16 protein-coding genes and 1 tRNA gene are annotated in these 16,946 nt (G+C 69.6%); 12 read left to right on the top strand and 5 right to left on the bottom strand.

The window, feature by feature from the left end; translation table 11 throughout:
• The first annotated feature begins 5 nt into the window (after positions 1-5).
• Positions 6-1,454: an NAD(P)/FAD-dependent oxidoreductase gene (locus CS1GBM4_RS18825; protein ID WP_186420283.1), complete on the top strand. Its 1,449-nt coding sequence runs from the start codon at positions 6-8 to the stop codon at positions 1,452-1,454.
• 11 nt (positions 1,455-1,465) lie between these two features.
• Entirely contained in the window at positions 1,466-2,920 is a 1,455-nt protein-coding gene (locus CS1GBM4_RS18820) for a HAMP domain-containing sensor histidine kinase (protein WP_186420282.1), read from the top strand.
• A 48-nt stretch (positions 2,921-2,968) separates the two neighbouring features.
• Here CS1GBM4_RS18820 and CS1GBM4_RS18815 read toward each other — a convergent pair whose 3' ends face one another.
• Positions 2,969-3,595 (bottom strand): helix-turn-helix transcriptional regulator, encoded by a 627-nt coding sequence (locus tag CS1GBM4_RS18815; RefSeq protein WP_186420281.1) that lies wholly within the window; start codon positions 3,593-3,595, stop codon positions 2,969-2,971.
• Between the two features lie 248 nt (positions 3,596-3,843).
• On the opposite strand from CS1GBM4_RS18815, the gene CS1GBM4_RS18810 reads away from it, so the two are divergent.
• The 4 genes from CS1GBM4_RS18810 (at position 3,844) to CS1GBM4_RS18795 (ending at position 7,465) form a co-directional block, all read left to right on the top strand.
• Entirely contained in the window at positions 3,844-4,185 is a 342-nt protein-coding gene (locus tag CS1GBM4_RS18810) for a DUF952 domain-containing protein (RefSeq protein ID WP_186420280.1), read from the top strand.
• Positions 4,182-5,270: a quinone-dependent dihydroorotate dehydrogenase gene (locus CS1GBM4_RS18805; RefSeq protein ID WP_186420279.1), complete on the top strand. Its 1,089-nt coding sequence runs from the start codon at positions 4,182-4,184 to the stop codon at positions 5,268-5,270. The genes CS1GBM4_RS18810 and CS1GBM4_RS18805 overlap by 4 nt, the downstream gene beginning before the upstream one ends.
• 57 nt (positions 5,271-5,327) lie before the next feature.
• Positions 5,328-5,786, top strand: a complete 459-nt coding sequence (locus CS1GBM4_RS18800; RefSeq protein WP_186420278.1) for a helix-turn-helix domain-containing protein — start codon at positions 5,328-5,330, stop codon at positions 5,784-5,786.
• Positions 5,787-5,980: 194 nt separating this feature from the next.
• Positions 5,981-7,465, top strand: a complete 1,485-nt coding sequence (locus tag CS1GBM4_RS18795) for a DHA2 family efflux MFS transporter permease subunit (RefSeq protein ID WP_186420277.1) — start codon at positions 5,981-5,983, stop codon at positions 7,463-7,465.
• Here the strand turns inward: CS1GBM4_RS18795 and CS1GBM4_RS18790 are convergent.
• The 4 genes from CS1GBM4_RS18790 to CS1GBM4_RS18775 all read right to left on the bottom strand — a co-directional run bounded on the left by CS1GBM4_RS18790 (position 7,437) and on the right by CS1GBM4_RS18775 (position 11,526).
• Positions 7,437-7,709 carry a DUF6460 domain-containing protein gene (locus tag CS1GBM4_RS18790; RefSeq protein ID WP_186420276.1) on the bottom strand — a complete coding sequence of 91 codons (273 nt, stop codon included), beginning with the start codon at positions 7,707-7,709 and terminating at the stop codon, positions 7,437-7,439. The two genes, CS1GBM4_RS18795 and CS1GBM4_RS18790, sit on opposite strands and share 29 nt — an antisense overlap.
• A 264-nt stretch (positions 7,710-7,973) precedes the next feature.
• Positions 7,974-8,639 carry a response regulator transcription factor gene (locus tag CS1GBM4_RS18785; RefSeq protein ID WP_186420275.1) on the bottom strand — a complete coding sequence of 222 codons (666 nt, stop codon included), beginning with the start codon at positions 8,637-8,639 and terminating at the stop codon, positions 7,974-7,976.
• Positions 8,640-8,770: 131 nt separating this feature from the next.
• A complete protein-coding gene (locus CS1GBM4_RS18780) occupies positions 8,771-10,459 on the bottom strand; it encodes a cisplatin damage response ATP-dependent DNA ligase (protein WP_186420274.1) in 1,689 nt (562 codons plus the stop codon).
• Positions 10,456-11,526 carry a ligase-associated DNA damage response exonuclease gene (locus CS1GBM4_RS18775; protein ID WP_186420449.1) on the bottom strand — a complete coding sequence of 357 codons (1,071 nt, stop codon included), beginning with the start codon at positions 11,524-11,526 and terminating at the stop codon, positions 10,456-10,458. Before CS1GBM4_RS18775 ends, CS1GBM4_RS18780 begins: the two co-directional genes overlap by 4 nt.
• A gap of 60 nt (positions 11,527-11,586) precedes the next feature.
• Here CS1GBM4_RS18775 and CS1GBM4_RS18770 point away from each other — a divergent pair, with 60 nt between their 5' ends.
• The 6 genes from CS1GBM4_RS18770 to CS1GBM4_RS18745 all read left to right on the top strand — a co-directional run bounded on the left by CS1GBM4_RS18770 (position 11,587) and on the right by CS1GBM4_RS18745 (position 16,664).
• The gene (locus tag CS1GBM4_RS18770; RefSeq protein ID WP_186420273.1) at positions 11,587-12,522 is read left to right on the top strand and encodes a methyltransferase domain-containing protein; all 936 of its coding nucleotides are present in this window, start codon (positions 11,587-11,589) and stop codon (positions 12,520-12,522) included.
• A gap of 62 nt (positions 12,523-12,584) precedes the next feature.
• Positions 12,585-12,836 carry a type II toxin-antitoxin system ParD family antitoxin gene (locus tag CS1GBM4_RS18765; RefSeq protein WP_186420272.1) on the top strand — a complete coding sequence of 84 codons (252 nt, stop codon included), beginning with the start codon at positions 12,585-12,587 and terminating at the stop codon, positions 12,834-12,836.
• On the top strand, positions 12,836-13,150 hold the full coding sequence (locus CS1GBM4_RS18760; RefSeq protein ID WP_186420271.1) for a type II toxin-antitoxin system RelE/ParE family toxin: 315 nt from the start codon (positions 12,836-12,838) through the stop codon (positions 13,148-13,150). Before CS1GBM4_RS18765 ends, CS1GBM4_RS18760 begins: the two co-directional genes overlap by 1 nt.
• 44 nt (positions 13,151-13,194) lie before the next feature.
• Positions 13,195-15,693, top strand: coding sequence for a ligase-associated DNA damage response DEXH box helicase (locus CS1GBM4_RS18755; protein ID WP_186420270.1), 2,499 nt, complete (start codon positions 13,195-13,197; stop codon positions 15,691-15,693).
• Entirely contained in the window at positions 15,690-16,400 is a 711-nt protein-coding gene (gene pdeM / locus CS1GBM4_RS18750; RefSeq protein WP_348522334.1) for a ligase-associated DNA damage response endonuclease PdeM, read from the top strand. The genes CS1GBM4_RS18755 and pdeM overlap by 4 nt, the downstream gene beginning before the upstream one ends.
• Positions 16,401-16,589: 189 nt before the next feature.
• Positions 16,590-16,664 (top strand) — tRNA-Thr (locus tag CS1GBM4_RS18745).
• Positions 16,665-16,946: the final 282 nt, after the last annotated feature.

The following is a 16,946-nucleotide window of genomic DNA, read 5'->3' as shown; positions in this document are numbered from 1 at the left end:
GCGGCGTGAGCCAAACCGCCAGCCCATCAGCCAGCACGGCCCCGACGACGCCGGACATCTGCGTCATCGGCGACAGTCCCGGCGGGCTCGCCGTCGCGACCGCCGCCGCGCTGTTCGGCATCCGGACGGTGCTGGTCCGGCACGGCGGAAGTGCACTTTCCGCCCGTGAGGACGTGCGTGCGCAGGCCCTGCGTGCCGTCGCCGGGCGCGCACGGGCCGCCGCCGACGCGCGCCGTCTCGGCCTCCCGCCCGCGCATTCGGCCGAGATCGACCACGGGGCCGTGCGGGCTCGTCTCGACCATGTCGCGGCCAGGATGGCGAGGAACGATTCGGACGAGCGCCTCGCCGCCCTGGGAGTCCAGGTCGTCACGGGCGAGGCACGCTTCCAGAACCGCCATCAGATCGCCGTCGGCGAGACCGTGATCAAGGCCCGCCGCTTCGTCGTCGCGACCGGCTCCCTGCCTGCGATCCCGGCGATCGCCGGTCTTTCCGACCTGCCCTATCTGACCGCGGACGGCGTCCTCGCCCTGGCGAGACGGCCGGAGAGGCTGATCGTGCTCGGCGGCACGCCGGCCGCGCTGGAGCTGGCCCAGGCGATGCGCGCGCTCGGCAGCGAGGTCACCCTGGTCGCCCCCGACGGCCTGTTGCCGGAGGACGATCCGGAAGCGGTCGGCGTTCTCCGGCGCGCTGTGCTCGGCGACGGCGTCGCCCTGCACGAAGGCCGGCCGGTCCTGCGCGCCGAGAGCCGCCGGCAGCGGCCGCGGCTCGTGCTCGGCGGCGAGGTCCAGGTCGAGGGCACGCATCTGCTGGTCGCGAGCGGATGCAGGCCGAACATCGCCGGTCTCGAGCTCGACCTCGCAGGCGTGCGCTGGGACGATCATGGCATCCTCGTCGACCATTCGCTGCGTACCGCCAACCGCCACATCTATGCGATCGGCGGCTGCGCCGGCGGCGCGGCGGAAAGTCCGGAGTCGGGCCAGACAGCCCAGCACCAGGCCGGGCTCGTACTGCGCAATGCCCTGTTCCGGTGGCCGGCACGGTTCAGGCCGGAACAGGTGCCGCGCACCGTGCATGGCTGGCCGGAGCTCGCCAGCGTCGGCCTGAGCGAAGCGCAAGCCCGCGCGCGCGGCGAGATCCGGGTGCTGCGCTGGCCCTATGCCGAGAGTGGCCGCGCCCAGGCCGAGGGGGACAGCGAAGGACTGATCAAGCTCGTGACCGACCGCAGGGGCGGCATCCTCGGCGCCGTCATCGCCGGTGTCCAGGCGGCCGAGTTGATCGCGCCCTGGTGCCTGGCCGTGCAGAAGCGGATTAACGTCAAGGAGATGGCCGGCCTCGCCGCCCCATCCCGAAGCCTGTCGGAGCTTTCGCAGAAGGCCGCGCTCTCGTTCCAGGCGCCGCTGGCGGCGAAACCCGGGCTTCGCCGCCTCATCGGCTTCCTGCGCCATTTCGGATAGACTGGCGCTCGATGTCGGTGAGACGGTTCGATCCCAACACCCTGTCGATCAGCGTTCCGCGCGGGCCGACCCAGCTCGGCCTGTCGGCCAAGCTGCTGGTCCTGACCATCCTGTTCGTGATGCTGGCCGAGGTGCTGATCTACCTGCCCTCGGTCGCCAACTTCCGGCGCAACTGGTTGAACGACCGCCTGGCGGCGGCCCAGATCGCCGTGCTCGTGCTCGAGGGCGCTCCCGCCGACGGCCTCCCGGAGGGCAGCGAGGAGCGGATTCTGGCCGGGGTCGGAGCTTCCGCCATCGCCGCGCGGGTCGGCGGGGCGCGCCGCCTGCTCAGCCTCGATTCGATGCCGCACGAGGTCGCCAAGACGGTCGATCTGCGCGACCAGGGCTGGATCGAGGCGATCATGGAGTCGGTGGCGACGCTGGTGCGGCCGTCGCACGAGATGCCGATCCGGGTCGTCGGGCAGGCGGTCGGCGCGGCCGACTTCGTCGAGATGGTGATCGACGAACGGCCGCTGCGCCAGGCCATGCTGAAATTCTCGATCAACCTGACGCTGATCACCCTGATCATCTCGGTCCTGACGGCCGGGCTGGTCTATCTCTCGCTGAACTGGCTGATCGTCCAGCCGATCCGGCATCTCGCCGCCAATGTCATGGAATTCGAGCACGATCCGGAGAATCCGCGCCGGATCATCGAGCCGACACAGCGTGCCGACGAGATCGGCGAGGCGCAGCGGGCCCTGGCCCGCATGCAGGCGACGCTCGCCGACGATCTGCGCGCCAAGAAGCACCTCGCCGAGCTCGGGCTGGCGGTCAGCAAGATCAACCACGACCTGCGCAACATGCTGGCCGCCGCGCAGCTCATGTCGGACCGGCTGACCGAGACGCGCGATCCCAAGATCCGGCGTTTCGCGCCGCGTTTGATCGCGACGCTGGGGCGCGCCATCGATTTCTGCCAGGCGACGCTCGCCTATGGCCGCGCCGCCGAGGCGACGCCGGCCTTGCGCGACGTGGCCTTGCGCCAGCTCGTCGCCGACCAGGCCGAATTGCTCGGCCTGGGAGAGAACGGCGCGATCGACTTCGTCAACGAGGTTCCGCCGGGGCTGGTCGCCCCTTGCGACCCCGACCAGATGGCACGTGTGCTGTCCAATCTGATGCGCAACGCCGTCCAGGCGCTCGACAGCGTCGCCGAAGCCGGCGAGCGCAAGCCGATGCTGAGGATCAGCGCCGGGCAGCGCCATGACGATCTCGTCCTGCGCATCGCGGACAACGGGCCCGGCGTGCCGGCCCGGGCACGCGACAACCTGTTCCAGGCCTTTCGCGGCTCGGTCAATCCCGGCGGCACCGGGCTGGGGCTCGCGATCGCGGCCGAGCTGGTGCGGCTGCATGGCGGGACGATCGCGCTCGAAGCATCCGAGGTCGGCGCGGTGTTCACGGTGTCGTTGCCGGCGCGGCGGGCTGCTGCCTGAGCCCCGTCGGCATCGGCTCGGCCCGGAGGCCGTTCCGATGCGAGGCGCCTACTGGCTCGCCCAGATCACCCGCGCCATAAAGGCGATCTCGGCGAGCGCCAGCACGCGATCGGGATGCTCGGGGTTGAGCGAGGCGAGCTCGACCGTCTTCGCCGTCTGGCGCCTGAGCTGCTTGGCCAGCACCTCGCCGTCGACGGTCTTGACCACGACGCGGTCGCCGCGGCGGATGGCGGCGCCGGGCGAGACGATGATGGTGTCGCCGTCGCGATAGAGCGGCAGCATCGAATCGCCGGCGATCTCGAGCGCATAGGCCTTCTCGTCCTGCAGGCCCGGGAAGGCGACCTCGTCCCAGCCGGAGCCGACCGGGAAGCCGCCATCGTCGAAGAAGCCGCCGGAGCCGGCCTGGGCGAAGCCGATCACCGGGATGGTATGCGCCGGCGGCGCGCCGCGGCGGACCACGTTCATGAACTCGTCGAAGGAGGCGCCGGTCGCCGACAGGATCTTGGCGATCGATTCGGTCGACGGCCAGCGCTCGCGCCCATCGGCGCCGATCCGCTTCGAACGGTTGAAGGTGGTGGCGTCGAGCCCGGCCTTGCGGGCGAGGCCGGACGGCGTCAGTCCATAGCGCCGGGCGAGCGCGTCGATCGCGCTCCAGATCTGGTCATGGGACAGCATCGCGGAGAGGCCTCGTTCCTGAAAGTGCCGGCGCGGCGCAAAGCGGGGATGACCATAGGAAATATCCCCTATCGAATAAGAATTCAATCTGATTCGCATGAGAAAAATGCGCCTGAGGCCGCCTTTGTCCACCTGCGGAGGCAGCGCGGCCGCAGCGCGCTGCGACCCAGGCGAAGAAAACCGGAGCGGGACGGGGTGCGGCACGGTTTCCGCTTTTGCCGGCGGCATTCAGGCGATATGTCCGCAGCATGCCGCTCATCTACAAGATCTGTCCCGAGGCGCTCTGGCGCGAGGCCGAGGCCAGCGGCCTCTTCCGGGGAGCCCCGGTCGACCTCGCCGACGGCTTCATCCATTTCTCGACCGGCGCGCAGGTCCGCGAGACCGCGGCGAAGCACTTCGCCGGCCAGGACGGGCTGCTGCTGATCGCCGTCGACCCGGCCGTCCTCGGCGAAGCGCTGCGCTACGAGCCCTCACGCGGCGGGGCGCTGTTCCCGCATCTCTACGGCCCGCTCGATCCGAAGCAGGCGCGCTGGATCGCGCCGTTGCCGCGCGGCGAAACCGGCCATGTCTTTCCGGAGGATGTCGCGTGATCGGAGCGCTGTTCGGTCTGGCCCGGCCGCTGATCCACAAGCTCGATGCCGAGCAGGCCCATCGGCTGACGATCTCGGCCCTGGCGGCCGTGCCGCCGCTGCGCCCGGCCGCCGACCCGCCGTCGCTGACGGTCGAGGCCTTCGGCCTGCGCTTCCCCAACCCGGTCGGCCTCGCTGCGGGCTTCGACAAGAATGCCGAGGCGGTCGACGGCGCGCTCGGCCTCGGCTTCGGCTTCGTCGAGGTCGGCGGCGTGACGCCGCTGCCGCAGCCGGGCAATCCGCGCCCGCGCGTCTTCCGCCTGCCGGAGGACGAGGCGGTGATCAACCGCTACGGCCTCAACAGCGAGGGCATGGAGGCGGTCGCGGCGAGGCTCGCGGCGCGCCGCAAGAAGGGCGGCATCGTCGGCGTCAATCTCGGCGCCAACAAGGAGTCGGCCGACCGCAGCGCCGACTATGCGGTGCTGGCGGGACGGCTCGCGCCGCTCGCCGATTTCCTCACGGTCAACGTCTCCTCGCCGAACACGCCGGGCCTGCGCGACCTGCAGGCCGAGAGCGCGCTCGACGAGCTGATCGCGCGCACGCTCGCGGCCCGCGACGAGGCGGCCGCCGGCGGCAACCCGACGCCGGTGCTGATCAAGATCGCGCCCGACCTCTCAATGCCCGAGCTCGACGGCATGGTCGCTGTCGCCCGCCGCCGCAAGGTCGACGGCATGATCGTCTCCAACACCACGATCGCGCGCCCCGAGAGCCTGCGCAGCGCCAATCGAGCCGAGACGGGCGGCCTTTCCGGCAAGCCGCTCTTTTCGGCCTCGACGCGCATCCTCGCCGAGACCTTCCTGCGGGTGGAACGCCAGTTCCCGCTGATCGGCGTCGGCGGCATCGATTCGGCGCAGACGGCCTTCGCCAAGATCCGGGCCGGGGCGAGCCTGGTGCAATTCTACTCGGCGCTGGTGTTCAAGGGGCCGGGTCTGGTCGGCGAGATCAAGCGCGGGCTCGACATGGAGGTGCGCAAGGCCGGGCTGCCGCGCCTCGATGCGCTGGTCGGGCGCGATGCGGAAGCGATCGCGCGCGGGCAGGCGGTCTGAGAGGAGATCAACCGAGCACAAAGTTGCGTCACGCAAGCGATACATTATCTTTGCGACATGCTCGGACGCCTCTATGCCAATCAAGACTGTGCCGCCGCCTTTGCGCTGGAGCTGGTCGGCGAACGCTGGAGCCTTCTGATCCTGCGCGATGCGATGTTCCGCGGCTACACGCGCTTCTCGCAGTTCCAGAAGAAGCTCGGCATCGCCACCAACATCCTCGCCAAGCGCCTGGAGACCTTCGTGGCGGCTGGGCTGATGGAGCGCCGGCAAGGCGGCACGCCGGGCGAGCCGGCCGAATACGTGCTCACCCAGAAGGGGCTGGAGCTGAAGCCGGTAATCATCGCCCTGACTCAATGGGGCGACAAATGGGTCGAGCCCGGCCCGGTCCTGTTCGCAAACCGCACTGACGGCCAGCCGGTGACCGTACAGTTGCGAGAAGCCGACGGCGACGCCGAAGTCGCGGTCGCCGATGTCGTCGCACGACGCCGCCAGTCACGCCCGAAAATCCGGCGGTAATCGCTCGCGCGTCGTGATCGAGCCCGGACAATCGTCAGCCCGATAGCGGCCGCACCAGCACGTCGTGGCAATCCGCTGCCTGTCTCCCGGAGGATGGTCCGCGGCCTCTCGCTTCGCATGAGTCTTGACTTGCATCACGCAAGCGAGTCACAAACTTGCATGATGCAAGCAAACTTGTGACGGGAGCCTGCGGGATGAACGATGTGCGAGAGAACCCATCACTGGGGCCGAGCGCCGCGGCGCCATCAGCCGCCCAGAAGAACTGGGTGCTCGGCCTGACCTCGGCGGCCTCGCTCATGGCCGCGCTCGACGCCATGGTGGTGGCGACCAGCCTGAGCACCATCCGTGCTGATTTCGGCGCCTCGATCGAAGCGCTGCAATGGACGCTGAACGCCTATAATCTCAGCTTCGCCGTACTGCTCCTGACGGGTGCGGCGCTCGGCGACCGCCTCGGGCGCAAGCGGATGTTCATCGCCGGGGTCGCCCTCTTCGTCGCGGCCTCGATTGTCTGCGCGCTTTCAGGGAGTGCCGCGCTGCTGATCGCGGGACGCGCGGCCCAGGGCGTCGGCGCCGCCCTGCTGATGCCGCTCGCCATGGCGCTGCTCAGCGCGGCCTTTCCGCCGCAGGAGCGTGGCAAGGCGCTCGGCATCTTCAGCGGCGTCACCGGGCTCGGCATCATCGCCGGCCCACTCATCGGCGGCGCGATCTCGCAGGGACTGGCCTGGCAGTGGATCTTCTGGATCAACCTGCCGATCGGTCTCGCCATCATCCTCCTCGCCCGCCGTCATGTACCGGAGAGCCATGGCCAGGATCGAGCGGTCGACGGGCTCGGCGTGGTGCTGGTCACGCTCGCCGCTTTCGGGCTGGTCTGGGGCATCCTGCGCGGCAACGGCGCCGGCTGGGCCAGCACCGAGATCCTCACCGCCCTGATCGGAGGCGCGGCGCTCGCCCTGCTCTTCATCGCCTGGCAGCGCTCCGCGCCGCAGCCCATGGTCCCCCTGCGCCTGTTCCGCTCGCGCCGGTTCGCTGCCGGCGTCGGCGCAAGCTTCCTGTTCTATGCCGGCATGTATGGCGTCGTCTTCTTCCTGCCGCAGTTCTTCCAGGCCGCGCAGGGGCACGGGCCGCTCGCCGCGGGCCTGCGCCTGCTGCCCTGGACCGCAACGCTGTTCTTCGTCGCGCCGATCGCCGGCCGGCTGATCAACCGGTTCGGCGAGCGCCGCCTCGTCGCCGGCGGCGTGCTGCTGCAGGCGCTCGGCTTCGGCTGGATCAGCCTGATCGCCGCGCCCGGCCTCGCCTTCATCAATCTGATCGCGCCGCTCGTCATTGCCGGCGCCGGCATCTCGATGGCCATGCCCGCGGCCCAGAATGCCGTGCTGAACGCGGTCGACAAGCCGGAGATCGGCAAGGCCTCCGGCATCTTCAACATGTTCCGCTTCCTCGGCGGCGTCTGCGGGATCGCGGTCACTGTTGCCCTGTTCGGCCGCACAGGGAGCCTCCAGTCGGCCGAGGCGTTCAATGCCGGCTTCTCGGCAGCGATCGCGCTCTCGGCCGCCCTGTCGCTCGCGGCAGGGGGTATCGCCCTCGCGCTGCCCGGCAGAAACCTGCCAACGCCCGTTGAAGCCAGCGCGACGCCGGCGGTCGCCCCGCTCACTATCGCTTCGAGGCGAACAACCGGCTGATCAGCCAGAGCGGCACGACGACCAAGGCGCCGGCGAGGGCCCAGCCGCCGACCTCGCGGACCGCGTCGAAGCCCATATCGCCGAGCGAGCGGACGAAGCGCAGCGCCGAATCCAACAGGCCACGCGGCGACAGGCCGAGGAAGGCCATGGCGGCGCCGACCAACAGCGAGATGAAGAACAGGCGCACGAGGACGCTGAGGAGAGAGCCCCCGAGAAAGCGCTCGACGCCGCCGCCATTGGCCATGAAAAATCCCCTTCGGATCGTCAGCAGGACAAAACCCGCTCGCGGTTGAACCCGCGCTGAACGCCGCCGTCAACTGCCATCGCGTCATTCCGGGGCAGGCCGCAGGCCTGAGCCCGGAACCCATGAACACCGGCAACCGCAGGAGGACAAGCGCCGTCGTTCCGCGCCTCTTCGGGCATCGGCGTGGTCATGGGTTCCGGGCTCGCCGCCATGCGGCGCCCGGAATGACCGTGACGATCGGCCAGCCCGAGTTGGCGTCCCGACTCAGCTCGTCGCCGACGCGCCCTGGGCGGCCCAGCCGGCGCCGGCGATCTTGGCGGCGGCGATCACCGCCTGGGTGCGGCTGTCGACGTTGAGCTTGGTCAGGATCGCCGAGACATGCGCCTTGACCGTCGCCTCGGAGACGCCGAGCTCATAGGCGATCTGCTTGTTGAGCAGCCCTTCCGACAGCATCATCAGCACGCGCACCTGCTGCGGCGTCAGCGTCGCGAGGCGGCGCACCATGTCGGCGGTCTCGTGGTCGACCGGGGCGGAGAGATCGACGCCGGGCGGCGTCCAGACGCCGCCGTCGAGCACGGCCCGGATCGCCTCGCCCATCTGCCCGACCTCGGCGGTCTTGGGCAGGAAGCCGAGCGCGCCGAACTCGATGCAGCGGCGGATTACGGCCGGATCGTCATTGGCCGAGACGACGATCACCGGGATCTCGGGATAGGAGGCGCGCAGGAAGAGCAGGCCGGAGAAGCCCTGGACGCCGGGCATCGAGAGATCGAGCAGGATGAGGTCCGTATCGGCGGCCTCGGCGAGCGCCTGGCCGAGCGCCTCGAGCGAGCCGACCTCGCTGACCTCCGAGCCCGTCAGCGCATGCGACACCGCCTGGCGCAGCGCCCCGCGAAAGAGCGGATGATCGTCCGCGATCACGATCCGTGTCATGTGCCCTCCGCGCGCCAAGGCTCCGGCGCGATGCCGACGCGATTCCCTCGAAATTTCAAGCGCCCGGCATCCTGCGCTGTCAATGCTCCAATCGTGCGGAGCCACAGCGGATCGCGCGAGCATTTTCCGCTTCAGCCGCCTCGCAGCAGCGCCTCCAGCGCCTCGATCCGGTCGGCCTCGCCCGGCGGCTTGTCCCAGCGGATGCGGTTGATGCGCGGAAAGCGCATGGCGATGCCGGATTTGTGCCGTGTCGAGCGCTGAAGCCCTTCGAAGGCGACCTCGAAGACCAGGCCGCTCGAGGGCGTATGCGTCACCTCGCGAACCGGTCCGAAGCGGTTCAGCGTGTTCTTGCGGACATAGCGGTCGATCTCGATCAATTCCTCGTCGGTGAAGCCGAAATAGGCCTTGCCGACCGGCACCAGTTCGTCCGCACCCGCCTCCCCCGCCCGCCAGACCCCGAAGGTGTAGTCGGAGTAGAAGGAGGAGCGCTTGCCGTGGCCGCGCTGGGCATACATCAGCACGCAGTCGACCAGGCGGGCGTCGCGTTTCCATTTGTACCAGTAGCCCTTCGGCCGGCCGGGCAGATAAGGCGAATCGAGCCGCTTCAGCATGCAGCCCTCGACCGCCTCGGCATCGGCGCCGGCCCCGGCGGCAGACGGATCGGCGCGGGCCGCGGTCAGCTCCTCCCAGCTCCTGAAGGAAATGCGCGGCGAGAGATCGAAGCGGGCGCTGTCGAGCCTGCCGAGGAAGGCCTCCAGCCGGGCGCGCCGTTCGGTGTAGGGCAGGCTACGCAGATCGTCGTCGGCCTCGGCCAGCAGGTCGTAGGCGCGGATATGGGCCGGAAACTCGGCCAGCATCTTCGCCGTCACCTGCTTGCGGTTGAGCCGCTGCTGCAGCGTGTTGAAGCTCTGGACGACGCCCTCGCGCATCACCAGCAACTCGCCGTCGATCGCGCCGTCCTGCGTCAGAGCCTCGGTGAGGTCGGGGAAAGCGGCGCCGATCTCCTCGCCGGTGCGGGAATAGAGCCGGACGACGCGGCTGCCGTCGGGGCGCGTGCCGGCGACGGCCTGGACGCGGATGCCGTCCCATTTCCATTCGGCCGCGAACTCGTTCGCGTCGAGCTTGTCGAAATCGCCGTCCTCGACCGCATGCGAGAGCATCACCGGGCGGAAGGGCGCCGGATCGGTCGCTTCCGGCCGCGGTGCCCTGCCCTCCAGCCAGGCGAAGAGCTGGACATAGGGCGGCTCCAGCCCGTGCCAGACCTGCTCGACCTCGTCCGGCGCGATGCCGCCGAGGCTCGCGGCCGCCGTCTTGGCGAGCCGGGCGGAGACGCCGATGCGCAATCCCCCCGTGATCAGCTTGAGCAGGGCCCAGCGGCCGGTCTCGTCGAGGGCGTCGAGCCAGGACGCGATCAGGCGCGGAAGTTCGGTCTTGCCGGAGTTGCGCAGCCCGGCAACGACGTCGGGAAGGGTGAGCGGGGCGCGGTTGTGGCCGGGCTCCGCTGCGGGCAAAGGCGCTTCCCCTCCCCCTTGCAGGGGGGTTGCGTCGGCGACCGGCCACATCAGCGCGACGGTCTCGGAGAGGTCGCCGACATAATCGTAGGAGAGCGCGAACAGCACCGGGTCGGTGCGCTCGGCGATCAGCGCGCGGATCAGGCCGGGCTTGGCATTCCGGAACACCAGCCCGCCGGTCATCGCCGCCAGCGCATAGCCGCGGTCGGGATCCGGCGTGCTGCGCAGATAGTCGGCGATCAGCGCGAGCTTGCCGTTGCGGCGCGGCTCATAGGCGAGGCGGTCGAGCAGCCAGGCGAACCGGTTCATGGCGCGACCTCGGCCGGCTCTGCCTCCGCCGGCCTGGCCTCCGGCTCGGCCTCGCCCTCGTCGCCATAGCCGACGAGATGCAGCGGCTTGCCCCTGAGACCGACCGAGCCGCACCAATGCGCCAGCGCCTCGGCCTCGCCATGGGTGATCCAGATCTCGTTCGCCTGGACCTCGCGGATCGTCGCCTGGAGATCGTCCCAGCCGGCATGGTCGGAAATGACCAGCGGCAGCTCGACGCCCTTCTGGCGGGCCCGGGCCCGCACCCGCATCCAGCCCGAGGCGAAGGCGGTGACCGGATCGGGAAAGCGGCGCGACCAGAGGTCCTGGATCGCGCTCGGCGGGCAGATGACGATCTCGCCGGCCAATGCCCTGCGCCCCTCGGCGTTGCGCTCGCCCGGCTCGACCTTGCGGATGTCGCCGAGCGGGACGCCTTCGGCCCGGTAGAGCTCGGTGATCTTCTCGACCGCGCCATGGATATAGATCGGCCGCTCGTAGCCGGCCTCGCGGATCAGCGCCATCAGCCGCTGCGCCTTGCCGAGGGAATAGGCGCCGACAATATGGGTGCGCTCCGGGAAAAGCCGGACGGAATCGATGAGCTTGGCGGTCTCGGCATGGGCCGGCGGATGGCGGAACACCGGCAGGCCGAAGGTCGCCTCGGTGATGAAGACGTCGCAGGGAACCGGTTCGAACGGCGCGCAGGTCGGGTCACGCTCGCGCTTGTAGTCGCCGGAGACGACGATGCGCAGGCCCTTGTGCTCGACCACGATCTGGGCCGAGCCGAGGACATGGCCGGCCGGAACGAAGCGGAAATCGACCGCGCCGATGCGGACCGTCTCGCCGGGGGCTACCGGCTGCCGTGTACCGGCGAACGCCTCGCCATAGCGCAGCGCCATGATCGCAAGGGTCTCCGAGGTCGCCAGCACGGCGCCATGGCCGGCTCGCGCGTGGTCGGAATGGCCATGGGTGATCAGCGCCCGCGCCACAGGGCGGACGGGATCGATGTGGATGTCGGCCGGCGGGCAATAGAGCCCGGCCGGGGTGGGCGTCAGCAGCTCGGAAGGCTTCATCGTCTGGCCAGTGTCACGCACCTCGGTTAAACCCCGAGCATGATCGAAAAGGGCAGCAGCGTGTATTCCGCCAGTTCCGGCGACGAGCGTCTCGACCGCCGCTATGCCTGGGCCGAGGCGGCGCTGAAGGATGGCGATGCGCGGGCGGCGATCGACATCCTCGATCAAACGCTCGCGGAGCATGACGGTTTCACCGCCGCCTGGCACCTCTACGGGCTGGCGCAGGAAGCGCTCGGGCACAATGAGGAGGCCGCGACCGCCTGGCGGCAATGCCTCGGTCTCGACCCGAACGACCATGTCGGCGCGAAGCTCGACCTCGCCCGGATCGGCGCGCTCCCGGCCGATCAGGCGACCTCGGAGAATTTTTCCGGCGCGCTGTTCGACGCCTATGCCGAGCGCTTCGACAGCCATCTCGTCGGCACGCTGCAATACCGCGCGCCGGCGCTGCTCGAGGACGCGCTCGCCCGCCATTGCGCCAAGGCCGGCCGCCCCTTCCGCTTCGGGACCGTCCTGGATCTCGGCTGCGGCACCGGGCTGATGGGCGAGGCGATCCGTGCCGAGGCGGAGTTCCTCGCCGGCTGCGATCTCTCGCCGCGGATGATCGCCAAGGCGCAGGCCAAAAGGCGCGACGATGGCGGCCCGCTCTACGACAAGCTCGCCACCGCCGGCCTCACCGCCTTCCTGGCGAGCCGCCCCGACGCCTCGGCCGATCTCGTCCTCGCCGCCGACGTCTTCGTCTATCTCGGCGATCTCGCGCCGAGCTTCCATCAGAGCGCGCGGGTGCTCAGGACGGGCGGGCTGCTCGCCTTCACCGTGCAGAGCCATGACGGCGAGGGCGTGGCGGTCGGGCAGGATCGGCGCTTCGCCCATGCCGAGGGCTGGCTCCGGGCGGGGCTCGGTGAAGCGGGATTGCAGCCGGTGCTGGTCGAGGCGCAGAGCACCCGCATCGATCGCGGCCGGCCGGTGCCGGGACTGCTCGTGCTGGCGGAGCGCTGAGACCGGCATCAATAGCAAAAACTGCGCGTTTTATGCTATCGTCGACCGGACAGGAGGCGGACATGAATGTGTCGATCGGCCCACGCTGGGAAAACTTCATCGCCGACATCGTCGAAGCCGGCCGCTACGGCTCGGCAAGCGAGGTCGTGCGGGAAGGCTTGAGGCTCGTCGAGGAGCGCGAAGCGAAACTTCAGGCCTTGCGCGACATGGTCGAGGAATCGATCGCGCGGGGTGGTTCGCATACCGACGAGGACGTTTCAGCAGCTATCGAAACCGCGCTGGACGAGATTGATCGGACCGAAGCCAGCCGCTGATGCTGCGGCTCCATTATAATGATTCAGCGCGGGACGATCTCCTTGCGATCACTCGCTATGTCCGTCTCAGCAGCGGTAGCAGCGCGATCGCCCGCTCGTTCGTCGCCAGCCTGCGGAAACAGTGCGAAAAGATCGCAGCTCTGCCAGGTACGATCGGCCGTGCCCGCCCCGAGCTTCGATCAGACCTTCGCAGCTTCTCCTTCAAGGGCTACGTCATCCTCTTCAGATATCTCGATGAGGGCATCGAGATCGTGAATATCATCGAACGCCATCGGGACATCCTCGCTGCATTCGACGACGAGGCGAACAGCTGACAGGCGTTCCCTTTTCGTTCGACAGGGCCTATCTCTGTCGCTCGATGGATGCGCCCTCGCCTCTCCCACCCGCCTTCTCCGCCTGGTTCGCCAGCCGCGGCTGGAGCGTCAGGGCGCATCAGCTCGCGCTGCTGGAGGAGGCCCGGGCCGGGCGCTCGACCCTCTTGGTCGCGCCGACCGGCGCCGGCAAGACGCTCGCCGGCTTCCTGCCCTCGCTGGTCGAGCTGACCCGGCGCGGCGGCAAGGGCGCGGGAACGAGCGACGGCCTGCACACGCTCTATGTCTCGCCGCTGAAGGCGCTCGCCGTCGACATCGCCCGCAATCTCGAGACGCCGATCCGCGAGATGGGGCTCAACGTCAAAGTCGAGACCCGCACCGGCGACACCTCGCCGGCCAAGCGCGCCCGCCAGATCGAGCGGCCGCCAGACATCCTTTTGACCACGCCGGAGCAGCTCGCCCTCCTGGTCTCGCACCGCGACGCGAAACCGTTCTTCGCCGGGTTGCGCCGCGTCGTCCTCGACGAGCTGCACGCGCTGGTCACCTCGAAGCGCGGCGACCTGCTCTCGCTCGATCTCGCGCGGCTGCGGGCCCTGGCGCCGCAGATGAGCGCGGTCGGCCTCTCGGCGACGGTGCGCGAGCCGGCCGACCTGCAGGCCTATCTCGGCGGCGCCGGCACGCCGTCCGGCCTCGTCACCGTCACCGGCGGCGCGCAGGCGCAGATCGGGATCATGCAGACGCGCAACCGCCTGCCGCTCGCCGGACACGTCACCGCCCACGCGGTCGGCGACATCTACGCCGCGATCCGGGCGCACACATTGACGCTCGTCTTCGTCAACACCCGCATGCAGGCCGAGTTCATGTTCCAGGCGCTCTGGAGCATCAATGACGAGACGCTGCCGATCGCGCTGCATCACGGCTCGCTCGATGTCGGCCAGCGCCGCAAGGTCGAGGCGGCGATGGCGGCAGGCAGGCTCAAGGCCGTGGTCTGCACCGCGACGCTCGATCTCGGCATCGACTGGGGCGATGTCGACCTCGTCGTCAATGTCGGTGCGCCCAAGGGCGCGAGCCGGCTGATGCAGCGGATCGGCCGCTCCAACCACCGCATGGACGAGCCTTCGCAGGCGCTTCTGGTGCCCTCGAACCGCTTCGAATTGCTGGAATGCCGCGCCGCTCTCGATGCGGTGGCGGAAGCGGCGCAGGATACGCCGCCGCCGCGGATCGGAGCGCTCGACGTGCTCGCCCAGCATGTGCTGGGGGTCGCCTGCTCGGACGGTTTCGACCCCGACGCGTTCTACGCGGAGGTCCGCACCGCCTCGCCCTATGCCGATCTCGCCCGCAGCGATTTCGACGCGGTGGTCGATTTCGTCGCGACCGGCGGCTATGCGCTGAAGAGCTATGAGCGCTTCGCCAAGCTCAGGCGGGGCAAGGACGGGCTCTATCGCGCCAGCAATGCCCGGGTGATCCAGCAATACCGGATGAATGTCGGCACCATCGTCGAGGCGACCATGCTGAAGGTCCGGCTCGGGCGGGCGCGGCCGGCCCGGCCCGGGAGCCAGCCCATGCTCCGCCGCGGCGGGCGCGTGCTCGGCGAACTGGAGGAGTATTTCGCCGAGACGATGACGCCGGGCGACACCTTCGTCTTCGCCGGCGAGGTGCTGCGCTTCGAGGGCATCGTCGAGAACGAGGTGGTCTGCTCGCGCACCGCGGCCGGCACCGACCCGAAGATTCCGTCCTATGCCGGCGGCAAGTTCCCGCTCTCGACCTTTCTCGCCGCACGCGTCCGCGCCATTCTCGCCTCGCCGAAGGGCTGGGCGAAGCTGCCGGACGAGGTCTCGTCCTGGCTGCAGGCGCAGCGGCTGAAATCGCGCCTGCCCAAGCCGGGCGAGCTCCTGGTCGAGACCTTTCCGCGGGCCGGGCGCTTTTTCCTCGTCGCCTATCCCTTCGAAGGGCGCCTCGCCCACCAGACGCTCGGCATGCTGCTGACGCGCCGGCTCGAGCGCGCGCGGCTGAAGCCGCTCGGCTTCGTCTGCAACGATTACGGCATCGCCGTCTGGACGCTCGGCGACATGGGAGCGGCGATCGCGCGCGGAGCGCTGTCGCTCGACGAACTCTTCGCACAGGACATGCTCGGCGACGATCTCGAGGAGTGGCTGGCGGAATCGGCGCTGATGAAGCGCACCTTCCGTTCCTGCGCCGTGATCGGCGGGCTGATCGAGCGCCGCTTCCCTGGCCAGGAGAAGAGCGGGCGGCAGGTGACGATCTCGACCGACCTGGTCTACGACGTGCTGCGCCGGCACCAACCCGACCATGTGCTGCTGCGTGCCGCACGCGCCGACGCCGCGACCGGCTTGCTCGACATCGGCCGCCTGGGTCAGATGCTGACACGGATCAGCGGGCGAATCGTGCATCAGCCGCTCGATCACGTCTCGCCGCTCTCGGTCTCGGTCATGCTCGAGATCGGGCGCGAGGCGGTCCATGGCGAAGCGGCCGACGAGATCCTGGCCGAGGCGGAAGCGCAGATGCTCGAAGAGGCGATGGCGTGAACCTGGCGGCGAAGGAGACGGGAGAGGTGGCGGCCGAAGCCTTCATGCTCGGCCGGCTCGCGCTCGTGCCGGACCTGTCCGGCGCGCTCTATTTGCCCGACGAGCGCACGCTCGTCGTCGCCGACCTGCATCTGGAGAAGGGCTCGGCCTATGCGGCGCGCGGCGTCCTGCTGCCGCCTTATGATTCCGCCGCGACGCTGCGGCTGCTCGGCGCCGCGATCCGGCGCTACCAGCCGGCGCGCGTGGTCGCGCTCGGCGATTCCTTCCACGACGGAGGCGCCGAGGCGCGGATCGACGATGCCTGCCTTGCGAGCCTGCGCGCCTGCCAGGCGGGCCGCGACTGGCTCTGGATCAGCGGCAACCACGATCCTGCGATCTCGGCCGCGATGGGCGGCACGGTGGTCGACGAGTTCCACCTCCGCGGCGTCAGGCTGCGGCATGAGCCGAGCCTCGCCGGGGCGATGCCGGAGATCGCCGGCCATCTCCACCCCGCCGCCAAGGTCCGCATGCGCGGCCGGGCGCTGCGCCGGCGCTGCTTCGCGCTGTCGCCGAGCCGCTGCGTCATGCCGGCGATGGGCGCCTATGCCGGCGGCCTCAATGTTCGCGACGCCGCCTTCCGGCCGCTGTTCGGCCTGGGCTTGTCCGCCCATCTGCTCGGCGACGGAAGGCTGTTCCGCATCGACCAGCGCCTGCTGCTGCCTGACTGAGCAAGCCGGAAAGGCAAGCTCCGGGCGCGGGCGGGCGAACGCGGAGCCCTCGCTGCGTTTCAGATGCAGGGATACGTGCGTAACAGGTTGCGTCGGCGCGGGGCTTGTGGCATCAGGACGCCGCTTCGGAACGGCGCGGCGCCTTCCAGGGTCTCCCGGACCCGAAACGCCAGCACCCCGCGCGGTCCTGCTGCCGTAGCTCAGTGGTAGAGCACTCCCTTGGTAAGGGAGAGGTCGAGAGTTCAATCCTCTCCGGCAGCACCAGCCATCTCGCGGATAACCGGCGATTTTCCAACGGTGCGGAAAAGCCGCACTTCCGGCGTCACTTGCGAATCTAGCGACCGGTAGAGCGCAATGATCAGCCGGCGCTCACGCGCCGAACTCTCGGCCAGCCTGGCGCCTCTCTCTGACGTGCCATTTCGGATTTTCCGACTTTTCCAGCGCCCGCAGGCCAGAGACGGGGCAGCTTCGGAAAGAGACAGGTTCGCAATTCGGCTATGACCGCCCCTGGCTCCTAGCCGACGTCGAGAACGTCTGCTTCAGGGC

Source organism: Allobosea sp. CS1GBMeth4, assembly GCF_900185715.1.
In the GTDB taxonomy this organism is placed as follows: domain Bacteria; phylum Pseudomonadota; class Alphaproteobacteria; order Rhizobiales; family Beijerinckiaceae; genus Allobosea.
Note: the sequence above shows the minus strand (reverse complement) of the source record. Positions and strands in the feature narration are given on the sequence as shown.